The sequence below is a fragment of the Candidatus Woesearchaeota archaeon genome (assembly GCA_018675335.1).
GTDB lineage: Archaea > Nanobdellota > Nanobdellia > Woesearchaeales > UBA11576 > JABJCP01.
This window is the reverse complement of the sequence record JABGYH010000008.1, coordinates 14,242-28,560: the sequence shown is the minus strand read 5'-3', so window position 1 is coordinate 28,560 and position 14,319 is coordinate 14,242. Positions and strand designations below refer to the sequence as shown.

Sequence of the window (14,319 nt, the reverse complement as noted above, 5' to 3'; positions counted from 1 at the left end):
AAAATCATAATGAGCTTGCAAGTTTCAATATTAAAGGGACAAAAAATTAGAAATAATTCCTTAAGCCCATGTCCTTTTTAATTATCTCATAAATTTCTGTAAACTGCGCTTCAAACAACGCAAAAAAATTAATTTCTCTGTTAAACATCCTTAACTTAGCTGCCAATAGTTCATCATTTTTTAATATTGATATTTTCTTTAAATCTTTCAGATAATAATTTAATAAGTGCATGTTAAAATTTTCTCTCTGGATTAAATACTGAAATTTTCTTTTCTTGTATAATTCTCCTAAACAGTTTTTCAAAAATGTTGATTGTTCAGTTAAATCATTCAACTGTCGTTTAATTGATGACGTTTTGTTTACAAAAAACAGTTCTGCACAAATAATATTTAAAAATATATCAATTACTTTAAGATTAGTTTTAATTAAATTATTATTTACAGCTGTAAGAAATGGAGCACTTTTTTTATGAATTTTATCTAGTTTATTCATTATTTGTGCTCTGAGTGGGGTGGGAAAATAATATCTAATTTTTTTAGGCGATCCTTTTCTAGATGGATCCCAAAATATTTTATTCAAATGGAATCTCTCAAATAAGTCTTCAGAGTAATTAAAAAAACCTATTTCTTTAGTTTTATTTAATTTTATTAAAATACTAGATAAATATTTTTTATCTTCATCTGCACCTTTTGAAGTAAACCAAATTAGGGGTATTTTATTTCCAATAAAAATTTCTTGTGGGTTGTTAGGGTGTAAGTAAGAAATTTTGTTTAGTATTGTTTGTTTAAATACTTCTTCTTTGTCGGTTCTAAATTTTATTAGGTTTTGTGTTAGTAATTGTTGTATTATTTGGCAGTATTCTTGAAAATTTAGTTTTGTTATTTCTTTTGTGGATTCATAGATTTGTAAAAAGCTCAAAGCACCTTTTTTTCTAAATTGATTAAAATGAGTTATTTGGGTTTTTAATTTAAATTTGTGTTTATATGTCAAATAATTATTTATGCAAGTTAAAAGTATTTTTTCAATTTTATTTCTTTCTTTTATGATTTTATTTTCGCGTTTAAAATTTATTATTAAGTCATTAAGATTTGTAATTTTTAAATTAACATATTTCTTTATTTTTTCTTTGTTTTGGAGTTTAGGGTCTGAAACACTCATATTTGTTTATGTCGTCTTTTTCAATTAAATACTTTTCTATTTATTATAATATAACATTTTCTTTTTTTATGAAAGAAAAAATTAAATTATCTTGTTTGGGGAATTTATGTTTGGAAGAGATTTTTCCTCCTTCTGAGTATGTTATTAAGAAAATTAATGATTCTGATGGTTCTTTTTTTCTACAAATTTTTTTAAGGGGTTGTTGCGAGGTTGATTCGAATGTCTGAAACACCTTCTACTGTGCCGCACTCTGAGCCAAGTTCTGGAAAGAGTGCGGTCCCTCGCATTTCTGCTACTAAAGCACATAGATTAAGATGTTTTGATTGTGTTTGTGGTAATAGGGCGGAAATACGTGCGTGCAGCAGTACTCAGTGTCGTTCTTGGATATTTCGACTTGGTTATCCTTATTCGAAAAAACAAGAAGGAAACCCTTTCCTGGATAAGAGTTTATTCGTAGGATTGGAAAATATGTCTGCTACTGAGTTCATAAAACACATTAAATCATTAAATATTAATTCTAAATAATTTTTTTTAGTTATTTCTTTTATTATTATTTATTATTTTATTATTATATTCTATTATGTTATATTTTGTATTAAAGTATTTTTAGGATTATCCTTTACTTGATATACCTAAAGATAATCTTAAAGATAGTATAGAAACAACTTTTTTTGAACTCAGTTTGACCTCTTAAAATTTCAGTTACGCCACCCTTCCAAAAGAAAGGACTTTTTTTAGGTATTGATTTTTTTTAAAACCCCAATCCATTAAACTGTCTGTTACCCATTTTAAAAAAATAAAAGTTGTTGCGCTATTAGAAATTAATTTTGGTGATCATACCTATTATTGTTTATTGGTTTAATTGTTTAAATTAGTTATATTGCACCAAAAAAGAAAAAGTATATAATCCATAAAAACTAGCTATTATTACTACTATGGTTAAACGTAAATATACTGATAATGAATTATTAGATTATTTAATTATTTTCTATAAAGAACAGGGAAGAGTTCCTAAATCTAGAGATTTTGGAAAAGGTCTTCCGGGTAGATTAACATATTCAAATAGATTTGGATCGTGGAATAAGGCTTTGCAGAAAGCTGGATTAAATATCATTTCTGTAAGAAAAATTGGAAAAAAAGTAACTGATGAATATATAATCAATAGCGTTAGAGAGAAATATAATAAAACTGGAAAAAGTCCAGATGCCAAAGACTTTTCAAGTATGTATGCTCAAAGATTTGGTACGTGGAATAATCTTCTAAGGAAAGCAGGGATTCCTCTTAGCAGAAGACAGGATTACTCAAATAATGAACTTTTGGATATTTTAAAGCAAGTATCAGAAAAATTAGGACGCACGCCTAAAGTAAATGAATTTGATAAGCTTGATGAGAGTTATCCTAAATCAATATTGTATCATCGACGATTTGGAAGTTGGAATAACGCTATTAAAAAAGCTGGTTTGGATATAACAAAAGAGATGAAATATACAAAAAAAATGATAATAAGTTCTCTTCATGATTTTAAAAAATTACATTCTAGAGTTCCAAAAGCACTGGATTTTTCAACAGGTAAACCTGAATATGTGATAGTCAAAAGAATTTTGCAAGTAAATACTTGGCATGAAGTTTTAGAAAAAGCAGGTTTTAAAAAAAGTGAATGGGCTAATAAGAATAGTCTTCCCTTTAAATGGGAACGTTTTGTTCAAGAAGCAGTAAAAGAATTGTATCCTGATGCTATAGTTAAGAAAAAGTTTGTTATTGATGATAAATTGCTAATCCCTGATAATTATATTCCTTCTTTAGACTTAATTATTGATGCTAAACTTTCTGATTATCATATTAAGAACAGAAGTGACAAGCAATGTGAGCAATATTTAAAGATAACAGAAAACATATCTTTTTGGTGTTTACAAAAAAATAAGAAACAGCAAAAACTTCCAGTCAAATATGTTTATGCTAAGGAGATTCATGATATTCTATTGAAGAATGGGTGTGACTTGCTTGCGAAAAGATGTATGTCATTTATTAAGATGGAGGATGATGAACTAAGAAAAGAGATTGGTTTGTGGACTAAAAAAGATTTAATTGCTGAATTGTACAGATTCAAAAAAGAATTTAGTAAACTACCTTCTGCAACTACATTAGATAAAGCTAAAGGTTATCCATCAGCAAACACATATACTAGGATTTTTGGTTTTTCTTTGGCTAAATTAAAAAAAAAATTGGGTCATAGTGAATCAAAGTATGTCAAGAAATATTGTGATAAACAAGAGATTCGAGATTTAATAATTCGGTTCTGTTCCAAACATGGGAGAAAACCATATGTCAAAGAGTTTAAGCGGGAATATGGTCTTCCTAGTACAAATACTATTATAAGAAAATTTGGATCATTAAGTGAATGTTGGAAATATTGTAAATTAGATTAAAAAGTAGGGTGTGCTCATTGAGTTTTATATTGTCTCAAATGATATTGGAACTAAAACTAATAAAGTTTCCATTACCCATTGGACTTTCTTGTGTGAACCTTATATATTATGATTTCTTAATGGCTTAAATGGCGATGCGTGCAAAATTTGAGTTTACAAAAGAAGAATTAAAAGAACGAATACGATTGATGGAAGAGTTTTTAGCTCCTTTGATGAATTGGGAGGATAGTGCTCGTTTTTTTGTTGATAGTGATAAGTATCCGCAAATACCTTGGTTATATGAATATTATGTTTTACTTAAGAAAAAACAATTTCAAACTAGGAAATTGAAAGATTATGAAGAGATAAAACTTATTTAATTTTTTTTAAAAAGATTTTTATAAAATAAAATTAATCATAAAATGATGAAACGTTTTAGGTGTAGGCTTGGATTGCATATTTGGGAAAAATATATGGGCCCTCAGACAGTGGGCACTAAAATAAAACAAAAATATATTTGTACATATTGTAGGACTATAAAAGATGTATTCTGGTGAGTCAGTCTTTAATCACATACAATAATTTTATGTTTTAAATGCTGGTTCTCAAAGCAGGATTATTAAATGTCAGTTCACGAAGCTGAAACTTTGGCACCTTTTGATCTATTACATCTCCAGCACAAAGTTTGCAAATTATCTTCAGCTGTAATCCCTCCTTTTGAAACTGGATGTATGTGATCAATTTCTAATAATAAGTTTTTTTCATCATTGGTTGATAAATTACAAAGTTTACATGTATAATGATCTCTAATTTTAATTTTTTCTCTTAATTTAGATGTCATTAATGCTCTTTGCCCTACAACGCTTTTTTTGTACTTGATCAGATCTTTCAAATAAATGACTAACTTATTCAAATTTTCAATGTTCAATTTAATATCATATTTCATCGAACTATTTCCCCCTGCGGATACATATTGGAATGTATAAGTTGGAAAGTACAAATCACTAAGATCAATTTCTTCAAATCCTAGCTCTTTTATTAATCGGTTTTTACTAAAAGTGTTTATTATCCCAGGGATAGAATTTTTTATATTGCTAAGACTTGAATCTCGTTGATTTAACAACAAAGTTTTACCTTCCTCCGCTGCGGAAAAGTTGTTAAGTACAGTTTCAAATTGAGTTAATGATTCATCTGTTTTTTTTATGTCAAAATATTTACACATATATTTAAGTGGTTGATTACCTGCATTTTTACAGACAGAAGCTGAGCAGTTATGAACCTGAGTGTTTTTTACTTCGCTAGACCATTCTTTTCTTTTAAAATTGTGGTTACTAGCATCTTTCATTAAACCTTCCCCATAATCATATGATTTTATGTTTACATATGAACCTTTTAATTCTTCAATATGGTGATTTAATTCATTACAATCATCTATGTGCGTTTGAATACTTTGTTTTATATTTTTGAATTTTTCACTTGAAAAATATATGTGTTCATAAATTTTAAAAATCAAAAACAGGCCGACCAGTATTGCTAACACAATAACAATTGGTCCTGCAAAAGTTTTAAGTAACGATATAATGCCTGAAATAATAATTACGATGACTCCTATTACAATTAATATGATATTTAACTCCTTATTTTTTGCCATTAAATTAAACTAATAACTGTAGATTATAAAATTTACTAATTTATTCGCAAACTATGTGTTGAAGAATTAAAAAACAAGCTAAATTGGTAATTAAATACTATCATATAATAAAAGATAAAATCCCTTAAGTATTAAGATCTTAAATTTCAAAAAACCGATTTTCCTGAGTGCTATGTACATATGGTAGTTTAAATTGTAAAATAAATTTATTTAGGGTGGGCTTTTAGTCCTTCGGGCATTTCAGTCTCTGTTATAGGGATATTATCGGGCGAGAAAAATTAAACTAATTTATTTAATTCATTGATTATCCAAATCATTCCTTCTGTGTCTAAACAGCAGTATCTGAGTAGGTTTTCTCTTAGGTTTGGATCGGGAGTATTATTTTTTATGTGGCTATTGAAATATTGCACTGATGCTTCTGCTCCATTATTAATTTCTAAATTATCGTATCCTTTTCCAGTTATTGCAGGCATTACTTTTTTGATTGAATAACGACCTTTCTGGGTGGGACAGTAATAATGAAATCCTTGAAAAGGGGTTGCTAAATCAACAATTCTTCCTAAAACTTTGTTAATCCATTCAGCATGGTTAGAAAAGTCTTCTGCCAATTTGGTCAAAACCATAATCTCAAAAGATTTGTTAAAAACTACGACTGAACCAGTTCCTTCAATTTGGCTTTCTAACTGTTCTAATAATTTAAAACGCGGATCTTCTTTTCCATCTGCAAGATATTCAAAGTGTTCTATTTTTCCATCTTTATGTTGGATGTGTAAGCTATATTGGAATGGAATCTTTTGATATGGTCTAGATTTATCATAAATGGGAACTGCAGTATCAAATGTCTCAAAGTCAAAATGATATAAAGGAAATACTAAAGTATTCATAAAATGTTTAAGGTGTTCTTTAGAAATCTGCACTTTCTTTTCAACTGCTGCTTTTCTAATAACTTCATCTTTAGGTTTAAGAATTGTATCTTTAGGAACATCATTAATATCTTGAATGCCTTCTTCAAACAATTTCCAATATTGTCTCCAATTTGTTAATTGAGTTACATTATTACTTGGAAGAGTTCCCCAACACTCAGATTTTAGAGGACACTCATAAGGATTATTACATCCTTTAGATATTGTCATTTCAGGAGCTTTTTCTTGTTGCATTATATAAAGATATTTATCTATATTAGTCTCAATATCATCAATTAATCCAACTTGTTCTGTAACTTCTTTTTTAAAAACAATTTCTTCAGGATTAATCTTTCCATGTTTAACAAACGCTTTATTTAGAAATAGAACAAAACATTTGTTTATTTTAATACCTGTTTTTTCAATTAAAAACTTTTGAAAAGCTAAGTCAGTAATATGTTGTGGTTTAACTGAGGTAGTGGATTTAATTTCATATAAATTCCAACCATTATCAGTAAATTTAAGAACATCTGATCTTACAAATAAATTATCCTCTTTAAAACCTGCTTCAATAATGGTTTTATTTTTAGTAACTAATCTTTTGGTACTATCCAAATTACCTAGAAAATCAAGTTTACTTAAATTAACACCTTCTGGAAATAGCTTTCGAGCAACATTTTCAAACTCAAAACCTTGATCAAATCTATGTTGGTCTGCTACAGACACTTCAGGCAATAGTTTCTTATTTGCGTGCCAAAGTAATCTGGGGCACTGAGTTCCGTTTAAGTATTTGGATTTAGTAAGCAGAGACATTTTATGATTTTTTAAGTAATTTTAACATTCTTTCACTAAATTTCCAATCAAGAACTTTTAGGGTATATGTGTCAAAATAATCTAATTCTACAACTAAAATTCCCTCATCAGTATATAGTTTTCTTAATTTATCGTTTGATTTATCTGTTAAACGAGTGGTTAAATAATTTAAGTATATGTCATATTCTGGAAGATAGAAATCCATAGTTATTTTTTTATGATTAATTTTTATTATTTTTGGATACACATATTTTATTTCATGTTTTGTTAAATACCACGCAATGTCTTTATGTTTTTTTGATTTAAATTCATGCTTGATATCGGGCAGGGTGATAAAATAGTGTCTTTTAACTTCTTTAGCTAAGAATAATGTTGAAAATATTAAACAAAGAGCGCCGAAGCTTTTTCTACCTATGCAAATATTTGGAATAATTATTAGAATTATGCTAAAAATAACAAATATTGCAGGTACAATTACAGTTGAATTAAGCCAATTTTTTAGTTTTATCATTTTTATTATGATGATGCGCCCATAAAGGGCTACAGAAAGTATGAGCGCCCTCGGCCAGGTTTGAACTGGCGACCTTGCGGTTAACAGCTTCGTGATCTTATTTTATTCTAAGATTCGCACGCTCCACCGCTAAGCTACGAGGGCATTTTGCAGGTATTTGGAATTAAACAACTGCTCTAATTAGCTTGAATAAAATTTGGGCTTCTTTATAAAGGTTTCTGTACTTTTTGGAACGCATTTATAAGATAAAATGCAAGTACAAACTATTTGATTATTGGGCTGAGGTCACAATACTTGAATATCTGCGGGAGGTATTTTGTGCTGGACTCGTAAATTATACCATTTATTTTTTTCAAAAAAAGGTTTGTATGTTTTTAAACCTGCTTCTTTTACTATTCTTTGAAAATGTTTGAAACTTCCAAAAGGAGATTTAATATTTGAAGTTGTTCCAAGTTTGTTTTGAAAAATTGCAGTTTCAAAACATTTTGCAGAACCCTTAACAAATAACACTTTTATTTTGTGGTCTCCTTTTGCAAGAGTCCAATCATGAAGATTGGTGATAAATTTCCATCTAACCAAAAATGGGAGCTTTGGTTTTCTTTTGATGATATCTTCAGTTATTTTTTGCACTGTTGAGACTAGTGCACCACCATTGCCTCGCATCAATTTTTGATAATACTTAACTTCTTTTGGGTAAGGTGTGAAATCAATATATTTTTTTTCCATATCTTCGAGTGTTACTTTTATTATGTGATCAGTTGTTACTAATTCTTTGCGACCCCAATCTTGTGTGTGATTAAAGTTGTGAGTTCTTTCAAGCCAAGCTAGAATTCTGAATAATTTTTTTATTTTTCTGTTGCTAGATTTGTACGGATTATTATTTGGGTCAATACCTTGTTTTTTAATTGAATCTGAGTATTCTTGAGAAAATACTCTGTACAGTTTTTGATTATCAATATGTTTCTTCCAGTACTTAAAGAGTGAGTTCATTTTATTTGTTGGAATTTTATAAGTTATTTAGCATGATGCTTAAAAAACTTGTAAGTATTGCAACTACAAAAAACACACTGTAGGATACTGCCATATCTGATACTATCACATTAGTTGATTGAGTTGGGTGTCTTTGTACGTATAAACTTCCAGTTGGTAGTCCAAATAAAAATATCAAACTGCTAATCACTAAAAAGAATTTTGTGGACGAGGTACTTGCGAATAATAAAAATCCTAGTAGTACATAAGTTAATTGTATGACTAGTGGATTTCGTACTAAGTAGTCTGCTCCAAATGCGAGTGGGAAAAAAACTAATAATCCAAACATCCAGTGAAGTCCGAAAAAATAAGATGTAGAACAAACAATTGCACTTAATAGTGCTGCTTGAAACATTTCTATATATTTTTTCCCAGGGTCTAATTCTTCTTTTGCGATTTTGCCAAGTGCGACTCCGCAATAAATTCCTAAGAAAACTATGAGTGCTACAAAGTAATATGTTGCTAATCCAATCATTTTAGTATTCCTCTTTTCCAATTATTATGTCCCCATTGAATTATTAAGTCAACACCTAATTTTTCAAGTTCGAGGGGAACATCGCATGCTCCAAAGCAGCTTCCTGCCCATATAATTATTTTTGCTTTTGTTTTTTCTTGTAAAAAATCTGTAATTTCTTTAGCTTGAGTTTTAAGTCCATCTGGGAGTTGTACGCATACAAGTTTTGCATTTTCTTGCTTTATCTCTTCAACTGCGGTGTTAAGCTCTAATTCGTACTTCATCTTACTGGTAGATTAACTTTTATTTATAAAATTTACTCATAAATAAATAGAATTAGTAAATAAAAAATAATTTAGTCGTCATCATCGTTTCTTTCGAATTCATCGACAATTTCTTCTTCTTCATCAAAATCAGGGAAATCTTCATCTGATGTTAGGAATACTTCATCCATTTCCATTGAGTTTAAGTCTTTTTTGTTTAAAAACTCTTTCAATGTTTTGCTGTGCATTTTTATTCTTTCGACAGCATCGTCTGAATAATCCCAATCTTCTGTGTCAGCCATTTTTTTGCCCTCCTTCTATTTAACAAATTTTGACCATTCGCTAGGTTTTGTTGTTGCGTATAACATGATGAGTCTTGACGCACTATCATAATTTTTTTTGTTAAAACAGTGTGTTTCATCAATTAATCTTTGTCCAGTTTTTGCTAAATCAATTTCGTGATCGTTTAATAATTCTGTTAGTAATTCTATTCTGTAAAATAATTCTGATGTGAATCTATCTGTTGGTTTTCTATATGAATCATCTGACCAATGGTTTTGCATTCGTCCCATGTATGTTAGAAGTTTTGTTTGCAATGTGTCTTTGTGTGTCATATCTGTTGGTGTTTTTAATTTGAATTCAGGTATGTTTACTTTGGGTTTTTCTAATTCGTATGTTTTTTCAATATCATTTACTGCATACATAAAAACTTGATATGTTGCACGTCTAAATCTTTCATGATTAATTCCCTTATCTAATATTTGCATTTCTTCTGCAATGTCTCCCGTATTTGTAAAATAACTTGGGCGAGGACTGTCTGATAAGGGGTGTTGATCTGGTTTTGATTCTAGAATTGCTGATAGTATTTCAATTTTATATCTAAGAGTAGTTGAATTTTTTACAGCATCAGTTTGTCCTTCAAGTGTTTTTAATTCTTCAACTCGTCTCGCTTCATATTTTCTAAGGGTTTGATCTAAAAACCATAATCTTGTTTTATCAGTTGTATCAACTGCAATTGTTACTGGAGTTACTTGTTCAACAACTAATTTTTCCAATACTGTTTTTTTTGGTTTGTCTTGTTTGACTTCAGAATCAACCGCATTCTCGGGAGGTATTTTTACTACTGGTATTTCTTGAGTAACTCTTGTATGGAGTGCAACATCAACTACTGGGTTTACTTCTGCATCTGGAATTGGACTTAATTCTTTAGGCACAACTACTTCTTCTGGTGCTGCTAATTCCGCAAGTTCTGCATCTAATCTTTTTCCTTGTCCAAATGTGCTTCGAACATTTGCCCATCTTTGTCGTAGTGAAGGCCTATTTGATTTATCTTGATCAGTTCCTTCTGCAAGTTCTGCTTTTAGTTCTCTTTTTTGTCTCCAATATCTGTGCCATCTACTTTCTTTGGGTTTTGGAGTGACCTCTTTTTTTGGATCTTGTAATTGTACTGGTGTTAAGTCTGCATGATTTGCAGGATTATAAACTCCTTCATCCATTTCTCTTACGACTAATTCTGGATTTTCTGCAAGTGCTCGAATGTGTGCGGGATCATTTTCTCGTCCCATCCATCCGTCAATTAATGCTTTATCAGAATCGACTGGATCGACAATTTCAACGCCCTCTGTTGTTGGTTTTGCAGTTGTCCAATCTTGAACTATTCCTGCTAAGTCTGGTTCTACAGAATCAGGTAATTCTACGGTTTCATCATCAATAAGTTCTGGATTTCTTCTCGCTTGCCAAGCATTGTATGCTCTTCGCCCAAACCAAGGTTTTTTTTCTGCAGGGGTTTCATTGACGATTTGTGGTTCGATAGCAACTGCTTCTACTTGTACGGGTTCGTCAAATATGATTGGTGCGGGTTCTTCGACTACGGGCACTGGTTCTTCGACGACTTGTACTGGTTCTTTAACTATTGGTGCAGGTTGATCATATTTTGGTTCAACCATTGCTGCAACTGGAACTTCAAGAGCGGGATCTGGTGTAATTTCTTTTACAGGTTTTTCTGAAGGAGTGCTTAGCCATTGTTGTTCAACATCTCCGCCCCAGTTTTGAGGGTTTGAAACTTCTTCTGCGGGCACAACTGCTTGTGCTGGTGCAGGTTTTTCAATAACAATATCTTCGCCAACAACATCTACTGGTTGATAGGTTCGATCAATTGCAGGGGGAGTTTGAAGTACTATTGGTTCTAAATCTTCTGAAACGTGAGCGGGAGAATAATCAAATCCTACATGTGTTACATCTAGAGGTGAATCTTGCGGGGTTACATGTCCGAGCATTACATCTGTAAGTGATACTAAATCATCTAGTTCTGTAGGGTTATATTCGAATGTACGTGCGGTGTTTTTTGGTTTTCTTTTTTTAGCCATTTTTTTTATCTTTTTGTTTGATTTATTTTTCCAGATTTAATTCCTGTCGGGGATAAAGTAAGTCCGATTTCAAAATCTCCTTGCGGGGTGATTGTTTGGTCGGTTAATAAATGAAACATGATTGATTGGTATTTTTGTGTTGTGCTTCCATAAATTTCTCGTCCAGCAGGAGTTAAACTTGGAAGACCTTGAGCATTAACTGTTAAGTATTCTGCTCGTTCTGCAGAGTTTAGTGTGGGATCAATGATTCTTCGAAGTACTATTGCTTCAGAAATTAAATCCCTATAATCGCTCATTGTTTTAATTATGCTGAATTGATCAGGTGTTTTATTTGTTTGGAATGGAATTTGATATGCTTGTTCGCCTAAATTAGTTTCAGTAGCGAGAGGCTTTTCATAAATATCCACTTCTGCTTTTAATTTATCGTCGATAGTAATTTTTAATAGATAGTTTCCTTCTTCATCAGTTGCGATGCTGGTTTGACCAACAATTTGGCTTGCGCATTGTCTAAGTACTGATCCATAAACTCTTTCGCCTTCAGTTGTTAGATTTGTGCCATCTTCAATATATTTTTTTTGTTCATCAGAACTTAAGTTAGGTAATAGAATTAAATTTAGTGCTAATTGTTTAGATTCTGCATGTAAGAATGATTGGGTTTCTTCAACAAATTTTGCACTTGCAAGTTCAGTTAATTCATTTTCGTGATCTGCCAAATATTTTTTTGCTTGGTTGGATGTTTTTATTTTACGTCCAGCTTTTGCAAGTATTTCATCTTGTGCTTTTTGTTGTGCATCTTTTAATAATAAAACTAATCGTGAATCGCTTGCATCATAGTCTGCAATGTAAACTCCAGGTTGTATGCTAATTTTATCTGGTCGATTGATTAATTCTTGAACAAAGCCGGAACTTCCATCTGGATTGACTGTATAAACTAAATTTGTTTGTCCTCCAATTTTTAATGGGTCAAGTGATGCTAATAATGATTGTGTTTGTTTTGCAGTTGTTTCAATCGCATCTCGTCGTAAAATGAATTCTCCTAGAGCAGTATATTCTGGTTCGATTAATGTGTTTGAATTATCGTTTCCGTCTTCTGGATCATTTTGTCCTTCAACTGGTTTGTAGAACCATTCAAAAAGTCCTGCATCAGAAATTGCACCCATCCAAATTGCTTGTGCGAATTTAATTCCTTCTGTATAATATTTTGCTTCGACATATTTTTGTCGTGCTTGATCTATTTGTAATTGGGATGCACCATCCGCAACTTTAAATTCTGTTGGATCTATATTTAGGTCTAGTCTATAAAGTCCTTCTGATAAATTGATATCATTAGATAACACTCTTTGAATTACTGTTGATAATTGTTCTCCTCTAACAATTGCATCACCTAAACTGTTTGACAACATAATTTGATCTGCAAATGTTTCGCTAATGATGTCGCGAAGTTGATCGTATGAATTTGATTGAGTTACTAATTGTGATATTTGTTTTCCGAGTGGTTCTAAAATTGTTTGTGCAGTTTCTTCAATTATTTTCTCTATTGGTTTTGGTTCTGGTCGGTACTCTGTTTTTGTTGCCAGATCAGAAACTATTTGTTGGAGTATTAGTGGACTTAGTGGGTGTGGTGTTTTCACTAAATCTTCAATTTCAGTTACTGCGCGAGCATAAGTTTTATCTGCTAAATCTTTAATTTCTAATTCTGATAAGTATTCTGGCATTTGTTGTCTTGCAAGTTCTAGTTCGTCAGTAATTATTCTTTTGTATAAGTCAAGAGCAAGATGTTTTTGTTGATTAATTTGTGTTTGTAAAACAAATCCTGCAGCAAGTTTAGAACTATCTTCTTGAGACATGAATTGGGGATTTGCAGTTGCAGCTTCGCCAAATATTCTCAGCATCGCAGGACCAAATGCATCTTCTCCTAGTTCGTACATTCCAGAACTTAAATCTTGATAAATTAATCTTGCAACATCTGCTTTGTCTATTTGATCATCAATTGCAAGTGTTGTTTGGTGAATTGTAGTTAAGTGTTCATAAATTGGTAATTCGCCAAATAATCTTAGCGCAATTCGTGCAACATCTCCTGTTTCATAATTTTCGAATAATGGTTCATCAGAAGTGGTTTTTCTTTCGCGGGTAATTGCATTTTGTAATGCGTCGAATAATTGTGATTTATTAAGTGGAGTTCCTTTTTTAGCTAATTCTAAACTTAAGTCATAATCTCCTAAATTTACGATATTTGCACTTAAATCGGATTTTCGCTCAGGAGTTAGATCTTCCCAGAATTCAAGGGCAGTATCGATAGTTTTTCGTTCGCAATGAGCTAAATCTGCGTATTTGAGTACGTTTCTAGGTTCTACTGCGCTCGGATCAAGGCCCATAAATCTAGCAAACCGTTTTTCATCTGCTAATGGATCTGCAGGATCTATTCTATTCTTCTTCCAGTTAAATAAAGCCATTTTAGTCTTAAATTTACTCTGTGATTTAGATTATGTCAGTAACTCACTCAACACAAATTTGTTACTATCAAAAAATGGTTATTTTGCATTATTTAAATCTTTCGTTTTTTGCTTGATTCATTTATAAATGAAAATTGGAGTATATAACTATATTAGCTGGTTTATGTGGGCTAATTAAGTAAATTGTGTAATTGAATTTAGTAATTTATGCTTGTGTTTGCAAGAATTTGATTTATTAATTTAATTCAAATAAAAAATAAGAATTTGTTGATAAATTAGTATTGATAATAGTTAAATTGTACTCAAAAATTGT

13 protein-coding genes and 1 tRNA gene are annotated in these 14,319 nt (G+C 30.8%); 3 read left to right on the top strand and 11 right to left on the bottom strand.

The features are described 5' to 3' along the window. Window positions 1–46: 46 nt before the first annotated feature. Entirely contained in the window at window positions 47–1,159 is a 1,113-nt protein-coding gene (locus HN587_07025) for a hypothetical protein (protein ID MBT7903588.1), read from the bottom strand. A gap of 219 nt (window positions 1,160–1,378) precedes the next feature. Between HN587_07025 and HN587_07020 the strand changes: the two genes are divergently transcribed. The 3 genes from HN587_07020 (at window position 1,379) to HN587_07010 (ending at window position 3,944) form a co-directional block, all read left to right on the top strand. After that, window positions 1,379–1,684, top strand: coding sequence for a hypothetical protein (locus tag HN587_07020; protein MBT7903587.1), 306 nt, complete (start codon window positions 1,379–1,381; stop codon window positions 1,682–1,684). A gap of 410 nt (window positions 1,685–2,094) precedes the next feature. Continuing rightward, entirely contained in the window at window positions 2,095–3,585 is a 1,491-nt protein-coding gene (locus HN587_07015; GenBank protein MBT7903586.1) for a hypothetical protein, read from the top strand. Between the two features lie 128 nt (window positions 3,586–3,713). Then, complete coding sequence (locus tag HN587_07010) at window positions 3,714–3,944, top strand: hypothetical protein (protein MBT7903585.1); 231 nt, start codon at window positions 3,714–3,716, stop codon at window positions 3,942–3,944. Window positions 3,945–4,195: 251 nt separating this feature from the next. Here HN587_07010 and HN587_07005 read toward each other — a convergent pair whose 3' ends face one another. From HN587_07005 to HN587_06960, 10 genes are all read right to left on the bottom strand, one after another. Next, entirely contained in the window at window positions 4,196–5,215 is a 1,020-nt protein-coding gene (locus tag HN587_07005) for an HNH endonuclease (GenBank protein MBT7903584.1), read from the bottom strand. 278 nt (window positions 5,216–5,493) lie between these two features. Beyond that, entirely contained in the window at window positions 5,494–6,930 is a 1,437-nt protein-coding gene (locus HN587_07000) for a DUF2779 domain-containing protein (protein ID MBT7903583.1), read from the bottom strand. Between the two features lies 1 nt (window position 6,931). After that, window positions 6,932–7,441: a hypothetical protein gene (locus HN587_06995; GenBank protein MBT7903582.1), complete on the bottom strand. Its 510-nt coding sequence runs from the start codon at window positions 7,439–7,441 to the stop codon at window positions 6,932–6,934. A 45-nt stretch (window positions 7,442–7,486) separates the two neighbouring features. Then, window positions 7,487–7,585 (bottom strand) — tRNA-Asn (locus tag HN587_06990). A gap of 141 nt (window positions 7,586–7,726) precedes the next feature. Beyond that, window positions 7,727–8,431 (bottom strand): hypothetical protein, encoded by a 705-nt coding sequence (locus HN587_06985; protein MBT7903581.1) that lies wholly within the window; start codon window positions 8,429–8,431, stop codon window positions 7,727–7,729. Between the two features lie 16 nt (window positions 8,432–8,447). Beyond that, window positions 8,448–8,945 carry a hypothetical protein gene (locus HN587_06980; protein ID MBT7903580.1) on the bottom strand — a complete coding sequence of 166 codons (498 nt, stop codon included), beginning with the start codon at window positions 8,943–8,945 and terminating at the stop codon, window positions 8,448–8,450. Next, window positions 8,942–9,208, bottom strand: coding sequence for a hypothetical protein (locus HN587_06975; protein ID MBT7903579.1), 267 nt, complete (start codon window positions 9,206–9,208; stop codon window positions 8,942–8,944). Before HN587_06975 ends, HN587_06980 begins: the two co-directional genes overlap by 4 nt. Window positions 9,209–9,279: 71 nt before the next feature. Then, window positions 9,280–9,489, bottom strand: coding sequence for a hypothetical protein (locus HN587_06970; GenBank protein ID MBT7903578.1), 210 nt, complete (start codon window positions 9,487–9,489; stop codon window positions 9,280–9,282). Window positions 9,490–9,504: 15 nt separating this feature from the next. Next, window positions 9,505–11,553 (bottom strand): hypothetical protein, encoded by a 2,049-nt coding sequence (locus HN587_06965; protein ID MBT7903577.1) that lies wholly within the window; start codon window positions 11,551–11,553, stop codon window positions 9,505–9,507. A gap of 5 nt (window positions 11,554–11,558) precedes the next feature. Then, window positions 11,559–14,006: a hypothetical protein gene (locus HN587_06960; protein MBT7903576.1), complete on the bottom strand. Its 2,448-nt coding sequence runs from the start codon at window positions 14,004–14,006 to the stop codon at window positions 11,559–11,561. Between the last annotated feature and the right edge of the window lie 313 nt (window positions 14,007–14,319).

Excerpts from the sequence above, each read along its gene's own strand:
- HN587_07025 (MBT7903588.1), bottom strand. The coding sequence starts at position 1,159 with ATGAGTGTTTCAGACCCTAAACTCCAAAACAAAGAAAAAATAAAGAAA.
- HN587_07020 (MBT7903587.1), top strand. The coding sequence starts at position 1,379 with ATGTCTGAAACACCTTCTACTGTGCCGCACTCTGAGCCAAGTTCTGGA.
- HN587_07015 (MBT7903586.1), top strand. The coding sequence starts at position 2,095 with ATGGTTAAACGTAAATATACTGATAATGAATTATTAGATTATTTAATT.
- HN587_07010 (MBT7903585.1), top strand. The coding sequence starts at position 3,714 with ATGGCGATGCGTGCAAAATTTGAGTTTACAAAAGAAGAATTAAAAGAA.
- HN587_07005 (MBT7903584.1), bottom strand. The coding sequence starts at position 5,215 with ATGGCAAAAAATAAGGAGTTAAATATCATATTAATTGTAATAGGAGTC.
- HN587_07000 (MBT7903583.1), bottom strand. The coding sequence starts at position 6,930 with ATGTCTCTGCTTACTAAATCCAAATACTTAAACGGAACTCAGTGCCCC.
- HN587_06995 (MBT7903582.1), bottom strand. The coding sequence starts at position 7,441 with ATGATAAAACTAAAAAATTGGCTTAATTCAACTGTAATTGTACCTGCA.
- HN587_06985 (MBT7903581.1), bottom strand. The coding sequence starts at position 8,431 with ATGAACTCACTCTTTAAGTACTGGAAGAAACATATTGATAATCAAAAA.
- HN587_06980 (MBT7903580.1), bottom strand. The coding sequence starts at position 8,945 with ATGATTGGATTAGCAACATATTACTTTGTAGCACTCATAGTTTTCTTA.
- HN587_06975 (MBT7903579.1), bottom strand. The coding sequence starts at position 9,208 with ATGAAGTACGAATTAGAGCTTAACACCGCAGTTGAAGAGATAAAGCAA.
- HN587_06970 (MBT7903578.1), bottom strand. The coding sequence starts at position 9,489 with ATGGCTGACACAGAAGATTGGGATTATTCAGACGATGCTGTCGAAAGA.
- HN587_06965 (MBT7903577.1), bottom strand. The coding sequence starts at position 11,553 with ATGGCTAAAAAAAGAAAACCAAAAAACACCGCACGTACATTCGAATAT.
- HN587_06960 (MBT7903576.1), bottom strand. The coding sequence starts at position 14,006 with ATGGCTTTATTTAACTGGAAGAAGAATAGAATAGATCCTGCAGATCCA.